This window comes from Bradyrhizobium neotropicale (genome assembly GCF_001641695.1).
GTDB lineage: Bacteria > Pseudomonadota > Alphaproteobacteria > Rhizobiales > Xanthobacteraceae > Bradyrhizobium > Bradyrhizobium neotropicale.
Window position 1 is genome coordinate 84,682 of record NZ_LSEF01000113.1, and the last position, 26,567, is coordinate 111,248.

At 65.3% G+C, this 26,567-nt stretch carries 26 protein-coding genes; 14 read left to right on the forward strand and 12 right to left on the reverse strand.

The features are described 5' to 3' along the window. The first annotated feature begins 43 nt into the window (after window positions 1-43). Both AXW67_RS36705 and AXW67_RS36710 read left to right on the forward strand, forming a co-directional pair. The gene (locus tag AXW67_RS36705) at window positions 44-1,042 is read left to right on the forward strand and encodes a hypothetical protein (protein ID WP_063681825.1); all 999 of its coding nucleotides are present in this window, start codon (window positions 44-46) and stop codon (window positions 1,040-1,042) included. A 42-nt stretch (window positions 1,043-1,084) separates the two neighbouring features. After that, a complete protein-coding gene (locus AXW67_RS36710) occupies window positions 1,085-1,525 on the forward strand; it encodes a DUF1489 family protein (protein WP_063681826.1) in 441 nt (146 codons plus the stop codon). Here the strand turns inward: AXW67_RS36710 and panC are convergent. Continuing rightward, entirely contained in the window at window positions 1,522-2,373 is an 852-nt protein-coding gene (gene panC, locus AXW67_RS36715; RefSeq protein WP_063681827.1) for a pantoate--beta-alanine ligase, read from the reverse strand. The genes AXW67_RS36710 and panC overlap by 4 nt on opposite strands. A 287-nt stretch (window positions 2,374-2,660) precedes the next feature. On the opposite strand from panC, the gene AXW67_RS36720 reads away from it, so the two are divergent. The 4 genes from AXW67_RS36720 (at window position 2,661) to AXW67_RS36735 (ending at window position 6,510) form a co-directional block, all read left to right on the forward strand. Continuing rightward, complete coding sequence (locus AXW67_RS36720; RefSeq protein WP_027553050.1) at window positions 2,661-3,584, forward strand: division plane positioning ATPase MipZ; 924 nt, start codon at window positions 2,661-2,663, stop codon at window positions 3,582-3,584. A 356-nt stretch (window positions 3,585-3,940) separates the two neighbouring features. Further along, window positions 3,941-4,801, forward strand: coding sequence for an alpha/beta fold hydrolase (locus tag AXW67_RS36725; protein ID WP_027553051.1), 861 nt, complete (start codon window positions 3,941-3,943; stop codon window positions 4,799-4,801). Window positions 4,802-4,926: 125 nt separating this feature from the next. After that, entirely contained in the window at window positions 4,927-5,682 is a 756-nt protein-coding gene (locus AXW67_RS36730) for a vWA domain-containing protein (RefSeq protein WP_063681828.1), read from the forward strand. A gap of 99 nt (window positions 5,683-5,781) precedes the next feature. Next, on the forward strand, window positions 5,782-6,510 hold the full coding sequence (locus AXW67_RS36735) for a DnaJ domain-containing protein (RefSeq protein WP_063681869.1): 729 nt from the start codon (window positions 5,782-5,784) through the stop codon (window positions 6,508-6,510). A 225-nt stretch (window positions 6,511-6,735) separates the two neighbouring features. On the opposite strand, the gene AXW67_RS36740 is transcribed toward AXW67_RS36735, so the two are convergent. Continuing rightward, window positions 6,736-8,562 carry a D-alanyl-D-alanine carboxypeptidase gene (locus AXW67_RS36740; protein WP_063681829.1) on the reverse strand — a complete coding sequence of 609 codons (1,827 nt, stop codon included), beginning with the start codon at window positions 8,560-8,562 and terminating at the stop codon, window positions 6,736-6,738. A gap of 388 nt (window positions 8,563-8,950) precedes the next feature. Here AXW67_RS36740 and AXW67_RS36745 point away from each other — a divergent pair, with 388 nt between their 5' ends. Beyond that, window positions 8,951-9,289, forward strand: coding sequence for a phasin family protein (locus AXW67_RS36745; protein WP_027553055.1), 339 nt, complete (start codon window positions 8,951-8,953; stop codon window positions 9,287-9,289). A gap of 72 nt (window positions 9,290-9,361) precedes the next feature. On the opposite strand, the gene AXW67_RS36750 is transcribed toward AXW67_RS36745, so the two are convergent. Next, window positions 9,362-10,771 (reverse strand): TadE/TadG family type IV pilus assembly protein, encoded by a 1,410-nt coding sequence (locus AXW67_RS36750; protein ID WP_063681830.1) that lies wholly within the window; start codon window positions 10,769-10,771, stop codon window positions 9,362-9,364. Window positions 10,772-11,254: 483 nt separating this feature from the next. Here AXW67_RS36750 and clpS point away from each other — a divergent pair, with 483 nt between their 5' ends. Both clpS and clpA read left to right on the forward strand, forming a co-directional pair. Continuing rightward, on the forward strand, window positions 11,255-11,587 hold the full coding sequence (gene clpS / locus AXW67_RS36755) for an ATP-dependent Clp protease adapter ClpS (protein ID WP_027553057.1): 333 nt from the start codon (window positions 11,255-11,257) through the stop codon (window positions 11,585-11,587). 308 nt (window positions 11,588-11,895) lie between these two features. After that, entirely contained in the window at window positions 11,896-14,307 is a 2,412-nt protein-coding gene (gene clpA, locus AXW67_RS36760) for an ATP-dependent Clp protease ATP-binding subunit ClpA (protein ID WP_063681831.1), read from the forward strand. Between the two features lie 79 nt (window positions 14,308-14,386). Here clpA and AXW67_RS36765 read toward each other — a convergent pair whose 3' ends face one another. The 3 genes from AXW67_RS36765 to AXW67_RS36775 all read right to left on the reverse strand — a co-directional run bounded on the left by AXW67_RS36765 (window position 14,387) and on the right by AXW67_RS36775 (window position 17,275). Beyond that, complete coding sequence (locus AXW67_RS36765) at window positions 14,387-15,808, reverse strand: MFS transporter (protein WP_063681832.1); 1,422 nt, start codon at window positions 15,806-15,808, stop codon at window positions 14,387-14,389. A 193-nt stretch (window positions 15,809-16,001) separates the two neighbouring features. Further along, window positions 16,002-16,229, reverse strand: a complete 228-nt coding sequence (locus tag AXW67_RS36770) for a hypothetical protein (protein WP_063681833.1) — start codon at window positions 16,227-16,229, stop codon at window positions 16,002-16,004. An 89-nt stretch (window positions 16,230-16,318) separates the two neighbouring features. Beyond that, a complete protein-coding gene (locus AXW67_RS36775; protein ID WP_063681834.1) occupies window positions 16,319-17,275 on the reverse strand; it encodes an AraC-like ligand-binding domain-containing protein in 957 nt (318 codons plus the stop codon). 205 nt (window positions 17,276-17,480) lie between these two features. On the opposite strand from AXW67_RS36775, the gene AXW67_RS36780 reads away from it, so the two are divergent. Beyond that, complete coding sequence (locus AXW67_RS36780) at window positions 17,481-18,497, forward strand: carbon-nitrogen hydrolase family protein (protein ID WP_063681835.1); 1,017 nt, start codon at window positions 17,481-17,483, stop codon at window positions 18,495-18,497. 44 nt (window positions 18,498-18,541) lie between these two features. Here the strand turns inward: AXW67_RS36780 and AXW67_RS36785 are convergent, their stop codons facing one another. Then, entirely contained in the window at window positions 18,542-19,180 is a 639-nt protein-coding gene (locus tag AXW67_RS36785) for an HAD family hydrolase (RefSeq protein ID WP_063681836.1), read from the reverse strand. A 69-nt stretch (window positions 19,181-19,249) separates the two neighbouring features. Next, the gene (locus AXW67_RS36790; protein WP_063681837.1) at window positions 19,250-20,275 is read right to left on the reverse strand and encodes a TRAP transporter substrate-binding protein; all 1,026 of its coding nucleotides are present in this window, start codon (window positions 20,273-20,275) and stop codon (window positions 19,250-19,252) included. A 162-nt stretch (window positions 20,276-20,437) separates the two neighbouring features. Here AXW67_RS36790 and AXW67_RS36795 point away from each other — a divergent pair, with 162 nt between their 5' ends. From AXW67_RS36795 to tsaA, 4 genes are all read left to right on the forward strand, one after another. After that, a complete protein-coding gene (locus AXW67_RS36795; RefSeq protein WP_063681838.1) occupies window positions 20,438-21,415 on the forward strand; it encodes a lytic transglycosylase domain-containing protein in 978 nt (325 codons plus the stop codon). 232 nt (window positions 21,416-21,647) lie between these two features. Further along, on the forward strand, window positions 21,648-22,388 hold the full coding sequence (locus AXW67_RS36800) for an AzlC family ABC transporter permease (RefSeq protein ID WP_063681839.1): 741 nt from the start codon (window positions 21,648-21,650) through the stop codon (window positions 22,386-22,388). Next, entirely contained in the window at window positions 22,385-22,735 is a 351-nt protein-coding gene (locus AXW67_RS36805) for an AzlD domain-containing protein (protein ID WP_027553066.1), read from the forward strand. Before AXW67_RS36800 ends, AXW67_RS36805 begins: the two co-directional genes overlap by 4 nt. A 29-nt stretch (window positions 22,736-22,764) precedes the next feature. After that, entirely contained in the window at window positions 22,765-23,256 is a 492-nt protein-coding gene (gene tsaA, locus AXW67_RS36810) for a tRNA (N6-threonylcarbamoyladenosine(37)-N6)-methyltransferase TrmO (protein ID WP_063681840.1), read from the forward strand. A gap of 10 nt (window positions 23,257-23,266) precedes the next feature. Here tsaA and AXW67_RS36815 read toward each other — a convergent pair whose 3' ends face one another. The 4 genes from AXW67_RS36815 to AXW67_RS36830 all read right to left on the reverse strand — a co-directional run bounded on the left by AXW67_RS36815 (window position 23,267) and on the right by AXW67_RS36830 (window position 26,423). Then, window positions 23,267-23,695 carry an HIT family protein gene (locus AXW67_RS36815; RefSeq protein ID WP_063681841.1) on the reverse strand — a complete coding sequence of 143 codons (429 nt, stop codon included), beginning with the start codon at window positions 23,693-23,695 and terminating at the stop codon, window positions 23,267-23,269. Between the two features lie 50 nt (window positions 23,696-23,745). Then, window positions 23,746-24,987: a GNAT family N-acetyltransferase gene (locus tag AXW67_RS36820; protein WP_082908166.1), complete on the reverse strand. Its 1,242-nt coding sequence runs from the start codon at window positions 24,985-24,987 to the stop codon at window positions 23,746-23,748. Between the two features lie 203 nt (window positions 24,988-25,190). Then, window positions 25,191-25,937 carry a glycerophosphodiester phosphodiesterase gene (locus AXW67_RS36825; RefSeq protein WP_063681843.1) on the reverse strand — a complete coding sequence of 249 codons (747 nt, stop codon included), beginning with the start codon at window positions 25,935-25,937 and terminating at the stop codon, window positions 25,191-25,193. Between the two features lie 18 nt (window positions 25,938-25,955). Further along, window positions 25,956-26,423: a RidA family protein gene (locus AXW67_RS36830; RefSeq protein ID WP_027553071.1), complete on the reverse strand. Its 468-nt coding sequence runs from the start codon at window positions 26,421-26,423 to the stop codon at window positions 25,956-25,958. Window positions 26,424-26,567 lie beyond the last annotated feature (144 nt).

Here is a 26,567-nt window from a genome sequence, read left to right on the forward strand (position 1 = left end):
GCCTTGACAATTCGCTCTTTGCTCGCGTGAGGGGACGTCGCGCATGAACTGGGCATGGGCCACTTCGCTCGACCAAATCTGGCGCTCGCCGGCCGCTCCGATGTGGCTGACGCTGGTCGCTGCCGGCTTCTTCGGCATGATTCTCCTGTTTACGCTGGTGCGCGCCGAGAGGTCGGTCGCCAACGGCGCGCTGACGGTGATCTCGCTGCTCTCCATCGGCATTGCGGTGGCCGCCACCATGCGCGTCTATGGACCGGGCGGATCCGGCGGCGCGGGCGAAGCTCCCGCGCAGGCGACGGTGACCGCCAGCCTGCCGGCGCTGTCCTGCCTCGATGATCTTGCCGGCGATGCCGTGGCGCTCGGCTGCGAGAAGGCGCTGTTCGGCGCGCCTGACGCGGCGGCCGCCGCCGTTTCCTACACGGCTGCGCGGATCGATCGGCTGACGGCGCTCGGCGACGTCGCCACCGCCGAGAGCAGCATGACGCTAGAGTTGAAAGCGATGCGCAAGTCGCTGGAGCGCGACCGCTACGGCCTCGTCGCGCAGGTTCTGGTCGCGCGCAACGGCTGCACGCAGTTCGAGTGTGCGGCCTTCCGCTCGCTGACCGATCAGCAGCAGGTCGCCGCCAACATGGATTCCCATCTCTACGACACGTTGGTCGCGCGCTTCGCGCCGACCTGGAACGCGCCGGCGGCGCCGGGCCTGCCGGCCGGAGGAGCGCTCGCCGCGTTACCGGCCTCGGTGCCGACGGGCAAGCCGACCAATGCAGAGTTCCCGAGCGCCTCGTCGACGCCAGCCGTGAGCATCATGACCTCGGAGCCACCGGCACGCCAGGCGCCCGCTGCGAACGCCAACGCGAACGCCGCGGCGCCGCCAGCCGCGCGTGCCCCGGCTGCGGCACCGGCCCAGGCCGCAGCGCCTGCACCGGCGGCGAAGAAGCCGCAGGCGCCGAAGACCGCTCGGGCTCCCGCCGCCGCGCCGGTTCCGCTGGCGCCGCCGGCGCCGGCAGCTGCACCGGCTCCCGCGGCTGCGGATAACAATTAGTTCGGCTTTCAAATGCGCGGCCGGCCCGCTAATGCTGGGGGCATGCCGCTACATCTGATCAAGCTCGCCGTTGGCTGCGACTCCGTCAAAGAATTGAAGGAGTGGGTCGCCGAGCGGATGCAGACCGCGAAGAAGAAGGGTCTGCCGCAGCATCACATCCACATCACCCGCATGGTGCCCAAGCGCGACGCCGAGATCCTCGCAGGGGGATCGCTCTACTGGGTGATTAAGGGTGAGATCGCCGCCCGCGAAAAAATCATCAGCATCGAGCCGTTCCGAGACAAGGACGGCATCGGGCGTTGCCGGATCGTGATGCAGCCGAAGGTGATCTCGGTCTCGCCGCGGCCGATGCGTCCGTTCCAGGGCTGGCGCTATCTCACCGAGGACGCCGTGCCGCCCGATCTCGGCAAGGCCGCAGCAGGCACCATCGCGGCGATGCCGGAGCCGATGCGGCGCGAGCTGCGCGACCTCGGGCTGCTCTAAACCGCGATATTGTCGATCAGGCGCGTCGAGCCGAGCCTGGCTGCGACCAGGATCCGCAAGGGGCCGTCCTTGCGCGAGGTGACCGGCCCAAGCGTCTCGGCATGGCGGACCTCGAAATAGTCGAGCGTAAAGCCGGCGGCCGCGATCAGCCCGGCGCCGCCCGCCATCGCAGACGCGATCGCATCGCCGGCCTTGATCCGGCGGGCGCTTTCCTTCATGGCGCGATAGAGCGTGGGCGCGATCTGCCGCTCCTCCGGCGACAGGTAGACGTTGCGCGAGGACATCGCGAGCCCGTCGCGCTCGCGCACGGTGCGGGACCCGATGATCTTGACGCCGAGATCGAGATCCCGCGCCATCTGCGTCACCACCCGCAATTGCTGAAAGTCCTTCTCGCCGAAGATCGCGAAATCCGGCCGGCATTGCGTGAACAGCTTGCCGACCACGGTGGCGACGCCGCCAAAGAAGTGCGGGCGGAAGCGGTCTTCGAGCCCGGCCAGCGCCGGCCCCTCCGGCGCGATGCGGGTGGCAAAGCCCTCCGGATACATGGCCTCGACGCCGGGGTGCCAGACCATGTCGACGTCCTCGGCGGCCAGCTTGGCGATGTCCGACTTCCAGGTTCGCGGATAAGCGCCGAAATCCTCGGTCGGCGCGAACTGAGTCGGGTTCACGAAGATCGAGACCACGACCCGGCTCGCGCGTCGCTTGGCGAGTCGGACCAGCGACACATGCCCGTCATGGAGTGCCCCCATGGTCGGCACCAGCGCGATCGTGGCTTTTCGCTTGCGAAGATTGTCGATGGCGCGGCGCAGGGTGGGGACCGTGCGGGCGATCAAGGGGCTGCGTGACATCAGGACTCGGGGATGGCTGGGACACGGATGGGCCGTACGGTCTGCCGCGCGGCCGGCTAACCTTAACAAGCCGCGGCCGTGGACGCCATGCATCCGCATGCGGCACAGCATCCCGCGTAGCGCCGTGAAGGATGTCGCGGCATTGTTGGCTGAATCGCAGACGCGAAATGGCGGCGCGATTCATGATGAAGCACGGCGCAGTGCGATTTGCATTTCCTGTCACGCATTTCACTTGACCGCAGACGCGGTCATCTCGAAGATATTCGTTAGGGGTGTTGAGGATCGTTATGCTTCTGCAGGCTAGCCAAGGCCAATCCGGCTCGGCGCATGTTGTCGTGCTCGGCAACGAAAAGGGCGGCTCCGGCAAGTCGACGACTGCCCTGCATATCGCGGTCGCGCTTCTGAAGGCTGGCCAGCGCGTCGCCACCATCGACCTCGACTGCCGTCAGCAGAGCTTCACCCGTTACATCAACAACCGTTCCGCCTGGGCGCGCCGCACCAAGCTCGATCTCGAGCTGCCGGTACATCGCTGCATCAAGCTCGGCGAGACCATGCAGATCGCCGACAACGAGAACTCCGAGTTCCAGCAGTTCATGGAGGCGGTCTCGGCAGTCGAAAGCAGTTTCGACTTCATCGTCATCGATACGCCAGGCACCGACAGCTACCTGATGCGGCTCGCCCATTCGATGGCTGATACCCTGGTCACGCCGATCAACGACAGCTTCCTCGATTTCGACGTGCTCGGCACCGTCGACCCCGCCAACTATGCGGTCACGGGCGAGAGCCACTATGCCGAGATGGTGCGGGACACGAGGCGCAGGCGCCGCCAGCTTGACGGCTCGACCACCGACTGGATCGTCGTGCGCAACCGCCTGTCCATGCTCGGCTCGCGCAACAAGCAACTCGTCGCCGACGGCTTGAAGGAATTGTCGCTGCGGCTCGGCTTCCGCTATGTCGATGGCTTTGCCGAGCGCGTCGTCTATCGCGAGTTCTTTCCGCGCGGCCTGACCGCGCTCGACGAGATCGACGAGGCCACGCTCGGCATGCGGCCCAATCTCGGTCATCTCACCGCACGGGAAGAGGTGACGAGCCTGCTCCGCCAGCTCAAGCTGCCGCTCGACGAGCGCGGCCGCCGCCGCGCGGCCAACCGCGCCGAGTGGTTCAGCCAGGTCGACAAGCCGCTCGAGGTTCACGACATCCTCGGCGCCTGAGCCGCGACGGTACGGCGCTACTTCCAGTCGAAGATCAACGAAGCTGAAATCCCGGGTTCCCACGGAACCGAGCGAGCGCAGCGAGGTTTTTATGCTGCATTTACACCGAAACCGAACCTGAAAGAGAAAGGTTGCGTCTGAAGTACGAGTGCACCCTGACGTAGTGGTGCTGGAATAAGGTGCTCAAGAAACGTGTGCGGCGCACAACGAAAGGGCTGCCGGATCACAATATTTGGCCTTCCTGTCACGTGGCTGTGACATATATTAGGGAATAGGCGACAAGGGGCCAGTGAGAGCCCTCTACCAACGATTTTCAACAGGGATTCAGGTCAGAAGACCTGAGGCTGAGGACGAAAATGAAGCGTGGAATTGCCGTTCTGGTTTCCGTCGGTGCCCTCTGCGGCGTCGCCTATTTCACGGCGAGCAAATGGGCCATCAAGCATGAGACGATCACCTTCTACGACGCTTCGCGCGACAACCGTCCAGTGCCCGTCGATATCGCCGTCCGTCGCGACAAGGAAATGCAGGCCACTGCCGGCATGATCACGTTGCCGGTCGCGGTGATCAATCACGGCAACACCGTCAAGAACACCGAATACGGTTTCCTCGCCAACATCTTTGCGGCGCGCGGCTATCTCGTGGTCAGCCCGCAGCATGACCTGCCGACCGATCCTCCGATGGTGACCAAGCCCGGCGAGCTTTACGTCGGCCGGCTGCCGCAGATCCTGCGCGGCGTCGCCAACATCCATCTGGCGATGCAGGAAATGAAGAAGGTGCAGCCGAACGCCGACTACGCCCAGGTGACGATGGTCGGTCACTCCATGGGCGGCGATATCACGATGTATTTCGCCAAGCAGTATCCGGACGAGGTCAAGAAGGTCGTCACGCTGGACAATCTGCGCGTGCCCTTCGTCACCGCCGGCAAGTTCAAGATCCTGTCGTTCCGATCCCACGATCCGCAGTTCAAGACGGATCCGGGCGTGATCCCGACCGACGAGGAGTGCGAGAAGGCCGGGATTCAGGTCGTGAAGACCGAATTCCAGCATAACGACATGCGCGACACCGGTCCGGACGATGCCAAGAACTCGATCCAGGGCATGCTGGACAAGTTCCTGAGCGCCACCGACAGCGAGATCGCGCCCGTCGACACCACTTCATCGCCGCCCAAGATCCTCGAGCCCGGTCCGGTCGCCCTGATGAAGCCAGCCAAGAGCTGATCGCGCTTCTCAACTAGCTGACGACTTTCGAAGCCTCCGCCGGCGACCGCCTGGGGAGGCTTCGCGCATTGACCGGGCAGGGGGCGCACTCCACATTAGCCGTCTCTGACAAGATGCGAGCAGGGATGTCCGGCGAACCGACCAAACCGCGCGGCCGCGAACCCGTTTCAGCGAAAGACGATCGAAGCGGTGGACTGCCGCAGGCGGATGCGTCAACAGCGGACGATATCGCCGCCTTCGTCGCCAAGGCCCGCGCGATGTCGCCGCATGCGCCCGGCGCCAAGGGCCGGCTGATCTTTGCGCTGGACGCGACGATGAGCCGGCAGCCGACCTGGGACATGGCCTGCGCGCTCCAGGCCGACATGTTCCGTGAGGCGGCGGCGCTGGGCAGTCTCGACATCCGGCTCGTCTATTATCGCGGCTTCAACGAGTGCCGCGCCACGGGCTGGATCTCAGATAGCGTCAGGCTTGCGACGCTGATGAGCAAAATCGATTGCCGTGGAGGCGACACGCAGATCGGCAAGGTGCTCAGCGAGGCGCGGCGCGAGGCGGTAGCTTCCGGCGTGCGCGCCGTGGTTTTCGTCGGCGACGCCATGGAGGAGAAGGTCGACGAACTCTGCGCCAAGGCGGGTGAGCTTGGCATGTTGAAGGTCCCCGTCTTCCTGTTTCAGGAAGGCTACGACGCCGTGGCCGAGCAGGCGTTCCGCGAGATCGCGCGCCTGACCGGCGGGGCCTGGTGCCGGTTCGATCCGGGCGCGGCGGCGCAGCTGCGCGACCTGCTGCGCGCCGCCGCAGCCTATGCCGCCGGCGGCCGCGAGGCGCTGCTGAAATTGTCGAAGACCACGAGCGGCGCGGCCCTGCTGATCGGCCAGATGAAGTAGTCGGACGTTCCGGCAAACCAGTGTTTGGTGTCGTCGCCGGCTGCGGGCGTGCGGAAAGACCGCCATGCATTTTGCCGTCAGGGCGACTATATTCCGGTCATGCCGACCCTGATCGCTGGCGCTGTCGCCGTTGTCACTTTGTATCTGCTGCTCCAGATGTTCCGCGCGGCCAATCCGGCGGTGCTCGCGCGTGCCCTCAAGGTCGGCGGCGGCGTGGTGGCGCTGGCGGTCGCAGCCTTCACCGGCATCAGGGGCGAGCTTGCGGTGGCGATCCCGCTCGGAATATTCGGCGCCGGGCTGCTCGGCTGGACGCCGCTGGCGAACGCAGGCTTCGGCAATGTCGGCGGGCTGTTCGGCGGTGGCGCGACGCGCGCGTCAGGGCAGAGCTCGCGCGTGCGCTCGCAGTTTCTGGATATGCAGCTCGATCACGACAGCGGCCAGCTGACGGGCCAGATCGTTGCCGGGCCGAACGCCGGGCGCAGTCTCGACGAGTTCGATCTCGCCGGATTGCTCGCGATGGTCCCGGCGTTCGACGCCGAGAGCGTCGCCTTACTTGAAAGCTATCTGGACCGCCGGTTTCCCGCCTGGCGTCAGAACGCGCAAGGCAATACGGCAGGGGGGCAGCGCCGCACGGCGGCGGGCGGCAAAATGACGGCGGAGGAAGCCTATCAGATCCTTGGCCTGCAGCCGGGGGCGGGGCGTGACGACATCAGCCGGGCCCACAAATCCCTCATGAAGAAACTGCATCCCGACCAGGGGGGCTCGACGTATCTCGCTGCCCGTGTAAACGAGGCCAAGGATACTCTGCTTCGCACGCATAACGGCTAACTCCGGCACCACGCTACAAACGCCCGTACCGCGTGAACTCCGCTTGCTCCGTTTGCCGTCGCCCCGATGCCCGCCGTTTGCGGCGTGGTCGATCCCTTGAGCAAAGTTTTAACCGTAAATCCTTGACGAGAGGTTGTTGCGAAACAGTCTTCGGATCACTGCGTCCACAAAACGAAAATGCCCACGCCAGAGGCGCGGGCATTGGGGTCGGAAGGATGAAAAGAGCTAGTTGCGGACCGTGATGCAGGAGATGTCGGCGCGCTTCAGCGTGCGGCACACTGCTTCGGCCTGGTCCCGCTCGAGCCCGGCAAAGCGGGCGCGGTAGAGCTTGCGGTTGTCCTTGGCGACCACCTCGGTGAACGGGTCAGCCTTGCTGAGCAGGCCACGGGCCGAGCTGCGCGCGGCGTCGATGCGCTGCTGGGCTTCGCTCTCGCTCTCGAGTGCGCCGACCTGAACGATCCAGCCGCTGTGGCTGACGACCGGCTTGGTGGTGGTGCTCATCTGGACGGCCTGCGGTGCCGGATCGGCGGAAGCGAGCTTCGCGGCCGGTGCGGGAGCGGTTGCGGCCGGGAGCACGCCGAGGATGCCGTTGCCGGTGCCGAAGCCCGGCGGCTGCGGCGGCAGCTCGGCGCGGGCGACCTCGGCCTTCTGGGCTTCCGGCTTGTTGATGACCTCAGGCTTGTTGACGAGGTCGGCCCGGGCGACGACCGCGCCGGAGGTCTCGGCGACGTCCGTGCGCGACGCAATGGTGCTGGTCACCGGCGGCGCGGCCTGCGCGGGAGCCGCGGAGGCGACCTTCACCGGGCCGGCCTTGACCTGAACAGTCTTCACACGGACCGGCTTCATCGGCTCGGAGGAGCCCGGGATGAGCGAAAGCGGCTGGCTCGCGATGACGCCATTGGTGAGCGGCGCGGGCTCGATCTTGGCATCGACCGGCCTCGCTTCAGGCCTGGGCTGGGCCGGCGGCATCGCGGCGGTGGCCGCAGCGAGCGCCGACAGACGCGAGGCCAGGCGCGGTGCGGCCGCTTCGGGAGCGGGGGCGGCTGCGGCGTGGACCTGCGGAGCGGGCCGAGCCGGGGCCTCAGAGGCGTCGGCGACATCGGCGCTGGCGTCGGAGCCGTTGCGCTCGCTGATGGCGGCAACCGTGCGGGCGCTCGCGCCCTTCTCGAGATTCTCCGCGAGCAGGTTGCGCATGATGGCGTCGCGCGAGCCGCCGCTGCGGCCGCCCAGGACCACGCCGACCAGGAAGCGGTTGCCGCGATGCAGCGAGCTCACGAGGTTGAAGCCGGAGGCGCGGGTGTAGCCGGTCTTGATGCCGTCGATGCCCTCGACACTGCCGAGCAGGTGATTGTGATTGCGGATCGACTGGCCCCTGAAATTGAACGAGGCGGTCGAGAAATAACGATAATAGCGCGGGAAGCGGTCCTGGATGGCCCGGCCGAGCGTGGCCTGGTCACGGGCTGTCGTCACCTGCTCGTCGTTCGGCAGGCCGGAGGCGTTGCGATAGACGGTCTTGGACATGCCGAGCGCGCGCGCTTTGCGCGTCATTATCTGGGCGAAATCGTCTTCATCGCCGCCGATCGCTTCGGCAATCACCACGGCCGCGTCGTTTGCGGAGCGGGTGACGAGACCCTTGATGGCGTCCTCGACGCGGATGGTCTGGCCCGGGCGCAGGTTGAGCTTGGTCGGATCCTGGTCGGCGGCGTGCTGGGACACCGGCATTTCGGTGTCGAGCTTCATCTTGCCGGACTCCAGCCGCTCGAACAGCAGATAGAGCGTCATGATCTTGGTGAGCGAGGCGGGATGGCGGAGCCCGTCCGGGTTCGTCGACTGCAGCACCGAGCCGGAATTGCCGTCGACGATGATCGACGCGAATTGCGGGCTGTAGCTTTCGGACGCATCGCGCTGCACCCGGTGGTGCGCGGAATGACGATGCCGATGGCGGCGCGCCTCGGCCACATCGGTGGTGAAGATGACCGCGGTGGTGACTGTAAGAAGCCCGAAAACCCCAACCCGCGCCAAGCGCGAGGAAGATAAGTTTTTACGAAGCATGAAACCCCGTCCCCGTTTCTGACTTGATCACCGGCCCGTGAGGCGAAATTGTGCCCAAACGACCCGGGATCATTACCTGCTCAGGCTGTCCCTCTGCTGATGCGAGCTGCGCGCGAGGTGGAGCCTGAGCCGCTGTTCTGGCTAAGGTTATGTTCTCAAACGGCTTTTGGCCGTCTGCGGAAGCTGAACACGTCCAGGGAATCAGGGTAGGGGCGCGCGGTTTCTAAAAGCTTAAGGAACCCTTGCGGGAACCCTCGGGAATCTCCGCGATTTGCATCTATCTTTGTGCGTCGCACAATATTCTTGACTTTTTTGTGCATTGCACTAATTGTAGGCAATGTCAGGGAGCCGGGGCTTCCGACGATGCCAGGGAAAAAGGGATTCCGAGATGTTCAAGGTTGAAGATTTTCAGAACTACGGGAAAGAGCAGTTCGAGCAGTGTGTTGCCTCCGCGACCTCGGTGCAGCACGGCCTCCAGGCGATCGCCAGCGCGTATGGCGACTATACCAAGAAGTCGTTCGAGGACACCAAGTCCTTCGTCGAGAAGCTTTCCGGCGTGAAGTCGCTGGACAAGGCGCTGGAAGCGCAGACCGATTTCGCCCGTTCCAGCTACGAGACCTTTGTCGCTGAATCGCAGAAGATCGCCGGCCTCTATAGCGACCTCGCCAAGCAGGCGTTCAAGCCGGTCGAGACCATCGTTTCGAAGTTCACCCCGGCTTCCAACTAACGCTTAGCCTCCTGGAATCAAAAAGCCCGGCTGAACCAGCCGGGCTTTTTCGTTTGAGGCGTCAGATCCGTCTCAGCGCGCGACGCGCAGCTTCGAGATCGACGTGCCGATCTCCGCGAATGCCTCCGCGATCTGGCTCGGCGACGTCAGCATGTAGAAATTGGCCGACGAGCTCGCGCAATAGGGCAGCACCGGCGATTGCCCCGCGCCGTCCGTATCGATCTGCACGGTGTAGATCGTGTACATCGCCTTGCCGGTTTTCGGGTCGTTCACGCCCTTGATGTTGTCGCACAACAGCTTCATGCGCGTGTCGACACCGGAACTGACGCTTCCGCCATCACCGTACCAGCGATCCATGGTGTTGAGGCCGTCGGTGAAGAGGATGATGATGTGCTGGTAGGTGTTGCTGGTCGAGGATTCCGCCGGCGCGTTCATCGGCGACTGCTGCATCAGCGAAAGCCAGCCCCATTGCAGCCCGATCGTCTGGTTGGTGGAGCCCTGGGCCGTCATCGACGTGATGGCGCTTTTGATCGTCGTCCAGTTGTAGGTCAGCGGGATGATCGAGACGACGGGGCAGTATGGATACTGATCGGCAGGGAAATTGGTCGACTGCGAGCTCGGTGCGTCGGAGGTGACGTCATAGTTCTGGTCGCGGTCTCCTACGCACCCGTTCCATGACGACGTGTTCGACGACGGCGTATGATTCCAGTTGTAGCCATGGCCTTTGCACTGGGCCATTGTGGGATTGTAGATGTGCCAGTTGTTGTCGCTGCAATAGGTGTTTCCGGAGTTGTTCGTGGTCCGGGAATCCCATTGATCCCAGCGCAGCCAGCTCGCACCCGAATTCGAGGTGCCGACATTGACGTCGATGTTGAAGGGAACGACGGACATCAAGACGTCGCCCTGGTTCTGCGCCAGTGCCGACAATTGGTTGACGAGATTTGTCGCGGCCGTCCTCAGCGCGCCGATCTTGTTGTAGTCGTTCATCGACCCCGTGTTGTCGAGCACCAGTGCAACGCGGAGCAGGCTGGCTCCCCAAGTGGTGGTCGAGCTGGCATTGAAGCCCAGGGTCGGATAGCCGGCGATCTGCATGAAATCGCTCTTGATCGCCCCGGATCCCGTCACCTGGATGGTGGCGTTGCCGCTGCCGCTGGCGGCCGTGTAGGTCCCAGCGACAGAAATCGACTGGACACCGGAGTAGTTATAGAGGCCACTGAAATAGCTTTGCGCCTTCGTGTTGACCTGAGACGTCGTGATCAGGCCCTGGCTCAGGTCGCGCGCAACCATGAGCACCGCGGAGTCGAGCGCCGACTGCATGGCCGTTCGCGCGGCAGTGGCGCGGCTATAGTCTATCGCGGCGCCCACGAAGGTCAGGATAGGGACCAGGGTGACGGCGAAGACGACGGCGATATTGCCTTGCTCGGCAGCCGCGAAATGCGCGAGCTGTCGACCAAGACGGCTGACAACGGGAAGGCGAAGCATGACGATCCCCGACACCTGTGGTTTTGCCCGATTTCGCGCCACGCCATTGAACGTCGGGTAAACTGGACCGTAGAAAACCGGAGTTATCCCGCGCCAAGCCATCGCGCGGGCACTAACGTCGGGTTCCTGGTCAACACGTTCTAAACGGGTGGGGCGGAAATTTTTGTCAAATCGGTCCGGATTGATTAACCTCAGCCAGGATCGCCCGATCGGGAATCGGGACCTTTGCGGCCGCAGCGGCCGGACCTTTGCGCGCTTGCGGCGGGCGGGGGGCAGGCCCATATTCCCTCGTGACCGACCCGGCCGAGACCGGACCGGTCGGGGAGCGGCGATCCAAGAGGCGGCGCGCCCGCGCGAGGCCCCGAAGGGCTGGGTCGCGGCGGACCGTCATCCGCTTCCGTGGGGAATTTGAACGCCTGTGCCATGCCGCAATTGACTTCAAGACCAGACCTGTCCGCGCCAGCCGCTGCGTACGCTCCGCGGATGAGCAATGACGAGAACCGTCCCGGCAATGTGTCCGGTCCGAACACCTCGGTCATCACCAAGGTCAAACCCAAGACCAAACGGCCGAACCTGTACCGCGTCCTGATCCTGAACGACGACTACACGCCGATGGAGTTCGTCGTTCACGTGCTGGAGAAGTTCTTCAACAAGGACGTCGAGGCTGCAACCAAGATCATGCTCCACGTCCATCATCACGGGATCGGGGAGTGCGGCGTGTTCACCTACGAGATTGCCGAGACCAAGGTCACGCAGGTGATGGATTTCGCCCGCAAGCACCAGCATCCGCTGCAATGCGTAATGGAAAAGAAGTAGCCGCGCGTTCGAAGCCGGGTTCTGCTTCGGTGGCCACGTGACCGTTGCGCGCGGGTCTCCCGTCTGGCCGGCAAAGCTACGGAAGGTTGCGCCGGCGCCAATCCTGCCCAAATCCTTGCCCAGATTCTCGTCCAGATTCTTGCCCAGATCGGAACGGGTTTTGCATCGAGAATTCCGTGGGTGCGCAAACGCCCTCAAGTCGCGGAACCGGTCTTTTGCCGCGATCTTGTATAACTATATGTGACAAAGGTTGTTGTTGCCTGACCGGGCGATGGCGATCATGATGGTGGGGGCCATAGAGGACGCGAATGCCGACTTTTTCCCAAAGCCTTGAACAATCCCTGCATCGTGCGCTGGCGATCGCAAACGAGCGTCATCACCAATACGCGACGCTCGAACACCTTCTGCTGTCGCTGATCGATGACTCCGATGCGGCTGCCGTGATGCGCGCGTGCAGCGTCGATCTCGACAAGCTGCGCACGAGCCTCGTCAACTATCTTGAGACCGAATTCGAAAATCTGGTGACGGATGGCGCCGACGACGCCAAGCCGACCGCCGGTTTCCAGCGCGTGATCCAGCGCGCGGTGATCCATGTGCAATCCTCCGGTCGCGAAGAGGTGACGGGCGCCAACGTCCTGATCGCGATCTTCGCCGAGCGCGAGAGCCATGCCGCGTATTTCCTGCAGGAGCAGGACATGACGCGCTACGACGCGGTCAACTATATCAGCCACGGCATCGCCAAGCGGCCGGGCGTCTCGGAAGCGCGCCCCGTTCGCGGCGTCGACGAGGAGACCGAGACCAAGGGCAACGAGGACTCCAAGAAGAAGGGCGAGGCGCTCGAAACCTATTGCGTCAACCTCAACAAGAAGGCGCGTGACGGCAAGATCGATCCGGTGATCGGACGCAATTCCGAGATCAACCGTGCCATCCAGGTGCTGTGCCGCCGGCAGAAGAACAATCCGCTGTTCGTGGGCGAGGCCGGCGTCGGCAAGACCGCGATCGCGGAAGGGCTTGCCAAGCGCATCGTCGACAGCGAGGTGCCGGAGGTTTTGGCCGCCGCCACCGTGTTCTCGCTCGACATGGGCACGCTGCTCGCGGGCACGCGCTATCGCGGCGATTTCGAGGAGCGGCTGAAGCAGGTGCTGAAGGAGCTCGAGGCGCATCCCAACGCCATCCTGTTCATCGACGAGATCCACACCGTGATTGGTGCGGGTGCGACGTCGGGCGGGGCGATGGACGCGTCGAACCTGCTCAAGCCCGCGCTCGCCTCGGGCACCATCCGTTGCATGGGCTCGACCACCTACAAGGAATACCGCCAGCACTTCGAGAAGGACCGCGCGCTGGTGCGGCGCTTCCAGAAGATCGACATCAACGAGCCGACGGTCGAGGACGCGATCGCGATCCTCAAGGGCCTCAAGCCTTACTTCGAGGACTACCACCGGCTGAAATACACCAATGAGGCGATCGAGGCGGCGGTTCAGCTCTCCTCGCGCTACATCCATGACCGCAAGCTGCCGGACAAGGCGATCGACGTGATCGACGAGTCAGGTGCGGCGCAGATGCTGGTCGCCGAGAACAAGCGCAAGAAGACCATCGGCATCAAGGAGATCGAGACCACGATCGCCACGATGGCCCGGATTCCGCCGAAGAGCGTGTCGAAGGACGATGCCGAGGTGCTGAAGCATCTCGAGCAGACGCTGAAGCGTGTGGTGTTCGGCCAGGACAAGGCGATCGAAGCACTTGCTGCGTCGATCAAGCTGTCGCGGGCTGGCCTGCGCGAGCCGGAAAAGCCGATCGGCTCGTATCTGTTCTCGGGTCCGACGGGCGTCGGCAAGACCGAGGTGGCAAAGCAGCTCGCAGCGACGCTCGGCGTCGAGCTCCTGCGCTTCGACATGTCCGAATACATGGAACGGCACACCGTGTCGCGCCTGATCGGCGCGCCTCCCGGCTATGTCGGCTTCGACCAGGGCGGCCTGCTCACCGATGGCGTTGACCAGCATCCGCATTGCGTGGTGCTGCTCGACGAGATCGAGAAGGCGCATCCCGACCTCTACAACGTGCTGCTCCAGATCATGGATCACGGCCGGCTCACCGACCATAACGGCAAGCAGGTCAATTTCCGCAACGTGATCCTGATCATGACCACGAACGCGGGCGCGTCCGATCTCGCCAAGCAGGCGTTCGGCTTCACCCGCTCCAAGCGGGAAGGCGACGACCACGAGGCGATCAACCGGCAGTTCGCGCCGGAATTCCGCAATCGCCTCGATGCCATCGTCTCGTTCGGCCACCTCAGCGTCGAGGTGATCGGCACGGTGGTGGAGAAGTTCGTGCTGCAGCTCGAGGCCCAGCTCGGCGACCGCGACGTCACCATCGAGCTGTCCGAGCCCGCCAAGGCCTGGCTAATTCAGCATGGTTACGACGAGCAGATGGGTGCGCGGCCGATGGCCCGCGTGATCCAGGAGCACATCAAGAAGCCGCTGGCCGACGAGGTGCTGTTCGGCAAGCTGAAGGGCGGTGGCCACGTCCGCGTCGTCGTGGTCAAGGAGGAGGCCGACGAGACCAAGGACAAGATCGGCTTCGAATTCGTCGAGGGTCCGGTCACGCCGAAGCAGGAGAAGCTGCCCGGCACCCGCAAGCGCCCGCCGGGCAAGTCCAACAAGCCGGGCGGCCCCGGCGGCTCCAAGGGGCCGACCTCCAAGGGCCCGCTGGTCAAAGCCTGACCCGAACGCCATGAAATCGAAAAGGCCGGCTGCAAAGCCGGCCTTTTTGCTGTCCGCTGTCATGGCCCGTTGGACGGCATCAATCGCCCTTCATCCGCTGCGCATCCTGCACCCGCACATGCTCCGCGCCGCGGGCGCCGGCGGACGATAGTCTCAACATGCTCAGGACGGCGCCGCACAGGGCGAAGCCGACGCCGGTGAGGAGGGCGATCCTGGTTCCCTCAAGCGGATAGCGGCCGAGGAACAGCGCCACCAGCGCCGCGCCCGTGGTCTGGCCGAGCAGCCGCGCGGTGCCCAGCATGCCGCTGGCACCGCCTGAGCGCTCGCGCGGAGCGGCTGCGATCATGGTGCGGTTGTTGGGCGTCTGGAACAGGCCGAAGCCGAGGCCTGCGAGCGCCATCCGCCAGATCACGTCGAGCGACGTGGGCGCGGCGGGCAGGAAGGCGAGCGCGCCGAGGCCGCAGGCGAACAGCGTCAGCCCGATGCCGCCGAGCAGGCCGGCCGGATAATGCTCGACCAGACGGCCGGCAAGCGGCGCGGCAAAGGCCACCGCGATCGGCCAGGGCGTGATGAGCAGACCCATGTGCACGGCCGAATAGCCGAAGCGGCTCTGGAGGTAGAAGGGAAGCGCGACGAAGGCCAGCATCTGACCGCAGAAGGAGGCGATCGAGGTCGCAATCGACAGCGCGAAGACCGGGATGCGCAGGAGATCGACCGGCAGCAGCGGCGAGGTCATGTGGGTTTCGCGGTAGACCAGCAGCGCGCCCGCAACGAGGGCGACCGCGAACTGGAAGAGCCAGATCACGGGCGCCTCGTCATGGCCGACGCTGTCGATCGCGGCGATGCCGACGCCGAACGTGATCGCGCTGAGCCCGGCGCTCTGCCAGTCGAAGGAATGGCTTGCGGGGCTGGTATGGGGCAGGCTGCGCAAACCCAACGCGAGTGTCAGCGCGCCGAGCGGGATGTTGATGGCGAACAGCCAGGGCCAGCTTCCCACCGCGAGGATGCCGGCGGCGAGCGTCGGCCCGACTGCGGCGGAGCAGGCGACCACGAGCGCGTTGAGCCCGATGCCGCGGCCGAGCAGGCTGCTTGGATAGGTGAAGCGCACCAGCGCGGCATTCACGCTCATGATGCCGGCCGCGCCAAAACCCTGGACGATGCGCGCGATGGTCAGCAGCGGAAGCGTGTGCGCCGCCGCGCAGAAGGCGGAGGCGAGGGTGAACAGTGCAAGCCCCGCCAGATAGACGCGGCGATAGCCGACGATCTCACCAAGGGACGCCAGCGGCAGCAGCGAGATCGTGATGGCGAGCTGATAGCCGTTGACGATCCAGATCGAGAAGGCCGGGCTCGCATTGAGATCGGCCGCGATCGTCGGCAGCGCCACATTGGCGATCGCGCTGTCGACGACCGCCATGATGATGCCAAGCGCGATGGTGAGGATCGCCTGATTGCGTTGTGGCTGCGGCAGGCCGTCGGCATGCTCGATCGAGGCGGACGACATGGGGGATGCGTGCTTGACGTGGGCCGTGATTCATCCCCGGATTAGGAAATTGTCAGCTCGATCGTAACCCGGCAGGACACCGTGAGTTCCTGCTCCGACCGCAGGCCTCCCGGCGCTGCGGGCATGGGTCAGGGCCAGCTTCGCTGGATGGTCAGCGGAATGTCGATCGCTGCGCACTTGCTCAAGACTGGCGCTAGTCGTGCAGAAGCATGTCGTCGAACGCGGCATCGCTGACATGTTGCGAGCCGGCTGCGTTCGATGTCGCCGTCGTCGCCAAGGCGGCGGTGCAAGCGGGCACACTATCGTGAGCCTGCCGCGGCAGCAGAAGCAGGCTCCAGCCGACCAGGACCAGCACCGCGAGCCGGATCGCGATCACGGTCAGCAACATCTCCGATCCGCTTATCGTGGAGTCGGTCTTCATGCGCGCCAGCTTGAGGCACGCGCATGGACAAGACAATCTGGAATTCCCAAGCCTTGCCTTCGTCCCTGACGAAGGCTGGCGCTGATGGCTCAGTGCCGCAACTGGCTCTGCCGGAAATCGCGCGGCGACATGCCGAAATGTTCGCGGAAGACGCGGCCGAAATGCGAGAGGTCGTTGAAACCCCAGGCGAAGGCGATCTCGCTGACGTGGCGACGGCTGAGTAGGGGCGAGGCAAGGTCGCGCCTGCATTGGGCGAGACGTTCGGCGAGGACGTAGCGCTGGAACGAGGTGTCCTCGTCGGCGAGGAGATCGTTGACATAGCGCGGCGAGATGCCGAGCGCGGCCGCGGTCTCCGACGGCGAGAGTTCGGGATCGGCGAGACGTGCGCGGATGTGCGCCTTCAGCCGGTAGAGCAGGGCCGAGCCGTGGGTCGAGGAGGGCAGCGACCTCTTGCCGAGCCGCCCGCTCAGCGCCATCGCCAGCAGGTCTACGGCCTGCTCCGAGAGGATAGCGGCGTTGGCGGGATCGATCCGGTCGGCGCTCCGGCACAGTCTGTAGATGAAGTCGTAGGCGAGCCGCTCCAGCGGTGCGTCGGCGCCGAACGACATCGCGGTCAGCGTCTCGCTCGCGCCGAGCCGCCGCTGCAGCATCTGTCGCGGCACCATGAAGATCGTCTGCGTGAAGGCGTGGTCGAATTTCAGCTCGTAAGGGCGCGTGGTGTCATAGAGCGCAAACTCGCCGGGATGGATTACGGTCTCGCGGCCATCCTGTACGACGCCGCCGGCGCCGCGGTCGCCGAGCGCGATCAGGATGAAATCCTGATCCGAACGCGCGATGCGGGAGGGCGTGCGGTAGACGTGCTGACGGTCGGAGCGGACCTCTGAGCATACGGCCTTGCCGAGCGTGCCTCGCGTGACCGAGCCGTGAAACGCGCTGCCGAGGTCGGACTTGCAGTCGAGCCCGACGAAGACGTCGCATACGATGTCCTGCCAGAGGGCGAGGCGCCGGTGGCCGGGGCTGCCGTCCGTCGTGAACTGGATGGTCATCAGCAGGCCTCCCTTTCACATCGCCAAAACAGCATTCAGGCGCCGAGATCGACCGGCTGCAAAGTCCGGACCGCCGTTCCGGTCGAATTTTCGTGCCGTGGCGGTCGAGCGGGCGCCCTCCGGCCGTGGCCCAATAGACTGCATCGGGCGTGTGCCGTGATCAACCGGAAAGCGGCCCTGTCCAAGTGGACCATAGGAGGCGGGAATGGGCATCGAACATCCGAAATACAAGGTCGCAGTGGTGCAGGCGGCACCGGCCTGGCTCGATCTCGACGCGTCCATCGACAGGTCAATTGCGCTGATCAGGGAGGCGGCCGAAAAGGGCGCGAAGCTGATCGCGTTTCCGGAGGCCTTCATCCCCGGCTATCCCTGGCACATCTGGCTGGACTCGCCGGCCTGGGCGATCGGCCGCGGCTTCGTGCAGCGCTATTTCGACAACTCTCTATCCTATGACAGTCCGCAGGCCGAGAAGCTGCGCGATGCGGTGCGCAAGGCCGGGCTCACGGCGGTGCTTGGCCTCTCCGAGCGCGACGGCGGCAGCCTCTATCTCGCGCAATGGCTGATCGGTCCGGACGGCGAGACGATCGCAAAGCGCCGCAAGCTGCGCCCGACCCATGCCGAGCGCACGGTCTATGGCGAGGGTGACGGCAGCGACCTTGCTGTCCACGCCAGGTCCGACATCGGGCGCCTGGGCGCGCTCTGCTGCTGGGAGCATCTCCAGCCGCTGTCGAAATACGCCATGTATGCCCAGAACGAGCAGGTCCATGTCGCCGCCTGGCCGGGCTTCTCGCTTTACGATCCCTTCGCGCCGGCGCTCGGCGCCGAGGTGAACAATGCCGCCTCGCGCGTCTATGCGGTGGAGGGCTCCTGCTTCGTGCTCGCGCCTTGCGCGACCGTGTCGCAGGCGATGATCGACGAACTCTGCGACCGGCCCGACAAGCACGCGCTGCTGCATGCCGGCGGCGGCTTTGCCGCGATCTACGGGCCCGATGGCAGCCAGATCGGGGAGAAGCTTGCGCCCGATCAGGAGGGGCTCCTGATTGCCGAGATCGATCTCGGTGCCATCGGCGTTGCCAAGAACGCCGCCGATCCTGCTGGGCATTATTCGCGGCCCGATGTGACGCGGCTCCTGCTCAACAGGAAGCCGTACAAGCGCGTCGAGCAGTTTTCGCTGCCGGTCGACACCGTCGAGCCCACGGAGATCGACGCGGCGGCGAGCTGATCCGCCGCGTGCTGACGGCGGTTGCGACCGTCAGCGCCTGAGGTTCACGTCACGCAGTGGCCGAGCAATTCGGGATGCGCGGCGCAGATGTGATGCGCGCCGGCCTCCTTAAGCTCGGCTTCGCTGCCATAGCCATAGAGCACGCCGATCGCGGTCATGCCGTTGGTCCTGGCGCCGATCACGTCGTGGCTCCGGTCGCCGATCATGATCGCGCTCTTGGGATCGACCTTCGCCTCGTCGAGCGCGTAGCGGAGCAGGTCGCGCTTGTCGACCCGCGTGCCGTCGAGCTCGGAGCCGAACACGCGCTCGAAATAGGGCCGCAGGCCGAAATGATCGATGATGCGATTGGCGTAAACCGCGGGCTTGCTGGTCGCGACGAACATGCGCGGCGTGGTCGCGGCAATGGCGCCCAGCGTCTTCTTGATGCCGTCATAAGCCTCGTTCTCGAACAGGCCGACTTCGCTGAAGCGCTCGCGGTAAAGCAGCAGCGCCCGGTCGGCGAGCTCGTCGGTTCCCGTGAGCTTCTTCAGGCTGGCGTGCAGCGGCGGCCCGATGCACCAGGTCAGCTCGTCCTCGCTCGGAACAGGCGCGCCAAGCCGCTCCAGCGCGTACTGGATCGAGCGGGTGATCCCCGGCTTGGGATTGGTCAGCGTGCCGTCGAGATCGAAATAGATGGTTTGCATCCGGGCCGAGCCTGCGTTGATACCGCCCCGTTGCTAGTTGGATCGGCTCTCAAGTCAAGAGCCGAAGCGTCATTGCTGCCGGGCCCATTCGACGATCGCGGCGGCATCCGTGCCGACCTGCGTCTCCCAGGCGGCGATCGCGCTCGTCGCCGCCATCCGGAGCGCAGCGACAAGTGAGGGTGGCGCCGGCTCAGTGATGCGGACCCCATTGTCGCGCATCCGCGCATAGTTTTCGGAGGTGCGATTGGCGAGCAGCGCGAGCTGGCTTTGCTCGGTCTCTTCAGCCGCGGCCAATACTTCGCGCTGCATCGGTTCGGACAGCTCGGCAAATGCGTCGCTGCGAACGAACGCAATCGAAATCGGCATCGCGTAGTTGATCGCCGTGAAATGCGGCAGGAAGTCCCAGAGCTTGCGTCCCGCGCCGCCATCGCCGGAGGTGAGGAACGCGTTCAGCCGATGCTCCTTCAGGCCGGCGATCGCCGTGTCCATCGGCAGGAACTGCGCATTCGCCCCGGCCGCGCGCATGACCTCGCTCGAGTTGGCGTCGTATGCGCGCAAATTCAGCTTCGGCAGGTCGCCGGCGCCTTCGAGCGAACGCTCCGACCACAGCCCTGTTGCCGGCCAGATCGTCAGATAAAGCAGCTTGAGGCCGCGCGCCGCCAGCGCCTTCTCATAGAGCGGGCGTGCCCGCACATTGGTGGCGCGGGCGACGTCAACGGATTGCACGAGGAAGGGCAAAGTGGACAATCCGAGCACCGGGTCGATGCCGGAGAGCGCGCCCGCAAACGCATCGCCGCCGGCGATCCAGCCATCCTGCGCGGCGCGCGGCATCTCGCCGGAGCTGATCTTGAGCTCATTGTCGAAGGCGTTGCTGACGGTCACGAAACCGTGGGTGCGCTCGGCGACGCGGCTCGCGAAGGTCGTCAGCCCGATCCCGGAAATGTTGTTCTGCGGGTATTCCGTGGTCATCCGCCAGGTGACCTGTGCTGCGGCCGGCGCGACGCTGAGCGCGAACACGGCCCAGACGGCGAGGACGAGGAGGGTGCGGATCCGTTTGGCGAGGAAAAGCATTGGGAGGGGCAGACCAGGGATCATAATCGGCGAAGTCTCTAACCCATGTCGCGATGCCACAGTTTGGCACAGCACTTTGTGGCACGCCGGACCGGCGTATGCCACCGATATGCTTGCCTTGCGTCGAGGCGGGTTGCATTCTTCCTCGGCCGCTTACTCCGGCTGGCAGCTCTCGGGACCGCGCGCATGCCACGTCTTTCCGCCGCGCGCAGGCCGCTGCGCATGTTGGCCGCATTGCTCCTGTCGGCGACGCAGGCGGCGGCGTGGGATTCAACTCCCGCAAAGACCGATGTCGCCGTCCCGAGCGTCGAGGAGCTTGCATGGCCGCCGGAAAAGCCGGTCAGTGCACGCGAGAGCGACACGCGGGAGTCGATCTGCCTGATCATCGAGGCGGCGGCGCGCGATGCCAATCTGCCGCTGGAATTCTTCGCCCGCGTGATCTGGCAGGAGAGCCGCTTCCAGACCGACGCGGTGGGGCCCGTGACGCGGAGCGGCGAGCGCGCGCAGGGCATCGCGCAGTTCATGCCGGGCACGGCGAGCGAACGCGGGCTGCTTGATCCCTTCAATCCGGTGCAGGCGCTGCCCAAATCGGCGGAGTTTCTCAACGAGCTGCGCAACCAGTTCGGCAATCTTGGGTTGGCCGCGGCCGCCTACAATGCCGGTCCGCGGCGGGTGCAGGAGTGGCTCGCCGGCACCGGCGGCATGCCGGAGCAGACGCGCCACTACGTCTTCGCCATCACCGGCGCGACGGTCGACGCTTGGGCCAAGGCAGGCAGCACCGGCAAGGGTCCGCCGAGCGGGCCGCCGACGAGCTGTCGCGATCTGATGGCGCTGCTCAAGCGCGCACCCAACCCCTTCGTCGCCGAGCTCGAGCAGCATGTCGAGCTTGCCGCCGCAAAAGTCTGGGGCGTGCAGCTCGCCGCTGGCTTTGACCGCAACAGGGCGCTGGCGATGTATTCCCGCGCCGTGACGCGCCTCAGCGCCGTGATCGGCAACCGCGATCCGAGCCTTCTGAGCTCGGTGATGCGCAGCCGCGGCACGCACGCCTTCTACCAGGTGCGCATCGGCGCCGATACGCGCAGCGAGGCGGACGATCTCTGCAACCGCATCCGCAAAGCGGGCGGCGCCTGTTTCGTGCTGAAGAACCGGGGCGTGACAGGGTAGGGATCTCTCTCCCCTCGTCATTCCGGGGCGCGACGAAGTCGCGAGCCCGGAATCCATTTCACAACCAACTCTGCGGCCCAATGGATTCCGGGCTCGCGCCTAAGGGGGCGCGCCCCGGAATGACGGTGAGTATCGTCCGCCCGCATGCCAGCCCCGCCGCACGCTTTCTTGACGCGGGGCCTGCCATTGCCCGTTATGCAGGAACGATTCCTCACCCGGCCAAATCTCTCCCGTGGCACTTCCTCCGCTCGATTCACCTCAATGGCAAAGTCCCTGGCGCGCCTTTGCTTGGGGGCTGCGCTCGATCACGCAGACGATCCTCACGATCGTTCTTTTCGTGACCTATCTCGGCATCGGCGCGCTCGCCCATGACACCCATTTCAGCCTGCTCTGGGCGCTGGCCTCGACGCTGTTCGTCTGGGCGGGGCCGGCGCAGATCATTCTGATCACCACGCTCGGCTCGGGCGCGACCATCATCCAGTCCGCGATCGCTGTCACCGTCAGCGCGATCCGGCTGTTTCCGATGGTGGTCTCGGTGCTGCCGCTGATGCGCACGCCAACGACAAAACGGCGCGAGCTGATCTTCGCCGCGCATCTCACCGCCGTGACGCTGTGGGTCGAATGCCATCGCTTCCTGCCGCAGGTGCCGCGCGAGCGGCGTATCGCCTTCGTCCACGGGCTCGGCTTTGGCCTGGTCTCGGTGTGCCTCTGCGCCAACACGGTCGGATATTTCCTCGCCGCCAATCTGACGCAGACGCTGGGCGGCGCGATCCTCTTGCTGACGCCGCTATCCTTCCTGTTCTCGACCGCGCGCAACAGCCGTGAGATCGCCGACGTCGTCGCGCTCGTGCTCGGGATCGTGCTGTATCCGCTGGCGGCGAAGATGAACTCCGGCCTCGACATCCTCGTCAGCGGCGTTGCAGCCGGCACGATTGCCTATGGCGTGCATTGGTGGCGCGAGGTGCACGCATGACCATCGTGCAGCTCATCGGTGACTGGCACGCGCTCGCCGTGCTGTTCGTCGCCGGCGTTATTCCCAACCAGATATGGCGCATGCTGGGCCTGTGGTTCGGCGGCGGCATCGACGAGGGCTCCGAGCTGCTGGTCTGGGTCAGGGCGGTCGCGACCGCGATTCTGGCCGGCGTCATCGCCCAGATCGTGGTCGAGCCGCCGGGCGCGCTGGCGAGCGTGCCGGACGGCTTGCGCTACGGCGCGGTGGGGGCCGGCCTCGTCGCGTTCCTGCTGACCCGCCGCTCGATTTTTGCAGGCGTCGTCACCGGCGAAGTCTTCATGCTGGCCGGAAAGTGGTGGTTGGGCTAAAACCGCCGCGAACAGCAAGGAAGTGAAAAATGGTTCGCGAAAACGAGCTCCGCGAAGGCGAGGTCGCCATCGAGTTGCCGCCGACTGCGGATGCAGGCCTCGTCTTCATCGGCCGCATCCGGACGCCGTGGACCTCACGGCTGGAGACGCCGCGGCAGGGCCGTCACGACGGCCCGGTGTGCCGGCTGGAGATCTTCGAGCCCTTCGTGCCGGCGATCAAGGGCGTCGACTTCTACAGCAATCTCGAGGTGCTTTACTGGCTCGACCGCTCGCGCCGCGACATCATCCTGCAGAACCCGAAGAACAACCAGAATACCCGCGGCACCTTCTCGCTGCGCTCGCCGGTCAGGCCCAATCCGATCGGCACCTCGATCGTCAAGCTGGTCGGCGTCGAGGGCAGCACGATCCTTGTGCGCGGGCTCGACTGCATCGACAACACGCCGCTGATCGACATCAAGCCGGATCGCTGCGAGTTCACGCCGCTTGCCGCGCCGCAGCCCGGGGATTTCGAGACGGAATGACGGGAAAGACCTAACCCACCTTCAACGTCGCGATCAGCTTCGCCGCATGCTCTTCCAGCACCTTTCCGTCTTCCTTGCGGCTCGCGGGCGGCAGCAGCGCGACACCGTCCTGGCGTGGCATCACATGCATGTGCAGGTGAAATACGACCTGTCCACCAGCAGGCTCGTTGAACTGCTGCACGGTGATGCCGTCGGCGTCGAATGCCTTCATCGCCGCTGCCGCGATCCTGTGCGCGCCGCGCGCGACATGGGCATAGTCGTCAGGTTTGATGTCGAGGATGTTGCGGGCGGGAGCTTTCGGGATGACGAGCGTATGGCCGGGCGAGCGCGGCATGATGTCGAGGAAAGCGAGCACGTGCTCGTCCTCATAGACCTTGTAACAAGGGAATTCGCCGCGCAGGATTTTCGCGAAGATATTGTTGGGATCGTAGGCGGTCATGCGGCGGCTCCTGAAGTTGCGGCCTTACTGTCATCACCTTGGAGAAGGCGTCAAGGCGCCTCGTCCGCGCCTTTCCGGAACGGTCCTAGCTCGGCGAGCTCGCGGCCGGCTTCCGCCACATAGGCGCGTTCGCGCTTGAGGTAATCATCGATGGCGCGGCGCAGGCCTGGATCGGCGATGAAGTGGGCGGAATGCGTCGTCCGCGGCAGGTAGCCGCGCGCGATCTTGTGCTCGCCCTGCGCGCCAGCCTCGACATACGCGAGTCCGTGTTTGATCGCGAAGTCGATCGCCTGGTAGTAGCAGACCTCGAAATGCAGAAACGGATGATGCTCGACCGCGCCCCAGTTGCGGCCGAACAGCGTGTCCGAGCCGACGAAGTTGATCGCACCCGCGATCCAGCGGTGATTGCGCCGCGCCATCACCAGCAGCACATCCTCGCTCATGGTCGCGCCGATCAGCGAGAAGAACTCGCGCGTCAGGTAAGGCCGGCCCCATTTGCGCGAGCCGGTCTCCATGTAGAATTCGAAGAAGGCGTCCCAGGCGTCCTCGGTGATGTCACTGCCCCTGAGCCAGTGGATGCTGATGCCGGCAGCGAGCGCGTCGCGCCGCTCGCGCTTGATCGACTTGCGATGGCGCGAGTTCAGCGTGCTGAGGAAATCGTCGAAGGTCGCAAAGCCCTCGTTGTGCCAGTGGAACTGCTGGTCGGTTCGCTGCAGGAAACCGTGGCTTGCGAGCAGCTTCCATTCGTCCTCGCGCGCAAAGGTAACGTGCACCGAAGAGGCCTTGCTGACGCCGCAGAGCGCGACCAGCCCGCTCGCGAGCGCCTCCGCGATGTGGTCGCGGTCTACGCCGTCGCGGATCAGGAGCCGCGGCCCCGTTGCCGGCGTGAAGGGAACCGAGACTTGCAGCTTCGGGTAATAGCGCCCGCCGGCGCGCTCATAGGCGTCCGCCCAGCCACGGTCGAAGACGTACTCGCCCTGCGAATGCGATTTCAGATAGCAGGGTACAACGCCTGCGACGCGGCTGTCGATCTTGGCCACGAGATGCCGCGGGCCCCAGCCGGTGCGCGGCGTCGCCGAACCCGATTTCTCAACCGCCGCGAAAAACGCGTGGGAGACGAACGGGTTATAGGCGGCTCTTGGGAGGCCGGCCGAATCGCCTGGGAGGGGAGATGAGGTTCCCGGGCCAGACCCATTGCACCGTCTGGCGGGATTGGCGCAGGCGTCCCAATCCTCTGGCGAGACTTCGCCGATGGAAGGTACGGCCTCGAGCGTGATTTCGGATGATGCCATCGTGTGTCTTGAACGGTCCCAGCCAAACATCGTGCATCGCAGCAGCGACTTCAAGGGGGCGGGAACCGGGGTGCCGCGAAGGCAGCGCTCGCCATTTCGGGCAAGACCATCCCAACACGTCGTCCTGGCGAAAGCCAGGACGACGTTGGGGAGGCACCGTGCCCAATTCCTCGCAATGACGATGGAGGAAGTGTGCCGTGCCCCTACGGCACGAACCCCTCAAAGATCATCTGGTCGGCATATTGCCCAACCCGCGTCCGCTGGTCGCGCGTGCGCACGGTCCAGCCGAGCAGGGCGCAGCCGAAGACATTCCGCGCGATCCAGGGCGCGGGTGCGGGGAGGTGGTCGACCTTGAAGGCGACGAAATGCGGCTGGGTCTGAAGGCCGTGGCGCAGGTACAGCATGCTGTCGCGCTGTTCTTGCGTCAGATAAGCCCAGTATTCGTCCTCATAGGTCCGCTGCGCGACGATGCCGCGCGGGCGCGAGGGCAACAGCTCGCGCAGCGCCAGCACCTGGTCGGGATCGAAGGACATGCCGACGGCAGGCCCCTGATAGGACGACAGCACCTCCGCCATCCGCCTCACCAGCTTGCGGTCGCCGGCAAAATGGCTCTTCACCTCGATCACCAGCGGCACGCGGCCCGCGACCATGGTGCAGAGGTCGGGCAGCGACATCATCCGCTCGGACGTATCCTTGAACGTGACGGCCTTCAGCTCCGCCGCGGTCTTCTCGATCAGCTCGCCGGTCGCCTCGGTGAGGCGGCCGAGCGCATGGTCGTGATGCACCATGGCGTCGCCGTCGGCGGTGAGCTGGATGTCGACCTCGATGGCGAAATTGCCCGCGATCGCCGCCTGCACGGCGCCCGGCATGTTCTCGACGATGCCGCGCGAAATGTCATGCAGGCCGCGATGGGCGACCGGCCGCGCTGTCAGCCAATCCGGAGCACGCACGCTGCTTGCTCCCTCAGATCAGGCGACCTCGAAGATGCCTTCGACCTCGACCGCCGCATCCGCAGGCAGCGAAGCGACGCCGACGGTGGTACGGGCGTGGCGGCCCTTGTCGCCGAACGCCGCAACCATCAGGTCGGAGGCGCCGTTCAGGACCTTCGGTCCGTCGACGAAATCCGGCGCCGAGTTGATGAAGCCGCCGAGGCGCACCACGCGCACGACCTTGTCGAGGTCGCCGAGCGCCGCCTTGACCTGGGCGAGCAGGTTGATGGCGCAGCCCCGCGCCGCCGCGGCACCGTCTTCAATGGTGACGCCGGCCCCGAGCTTGCCCTTGGCGATCAGCTTTCCGGCGGGGTCGAAGCAGACCTGCCCGGAGACGAACAGGAGGTTGCCGGTGCGCACGAACGGCACGTAGTTGGCCACGGGCGTGGGCGCCTCGTGCAGCTTGATGCCCTGTTCCGCCAGTTTCTGTTCGACCGTGCCCGCCATGTTCGACCTCGATGTCCAGGAAGTGTCCGAGAATTCATCCGCCCCGGCCGCTTTCAGTTTGCGGCCGGGCCGGGCCTGTTTCGCCCATTGGGCAGCCACATGCAAGCAAGCCGGTGGGGCGGGTGGGCAGCCCGGCGGCGAACT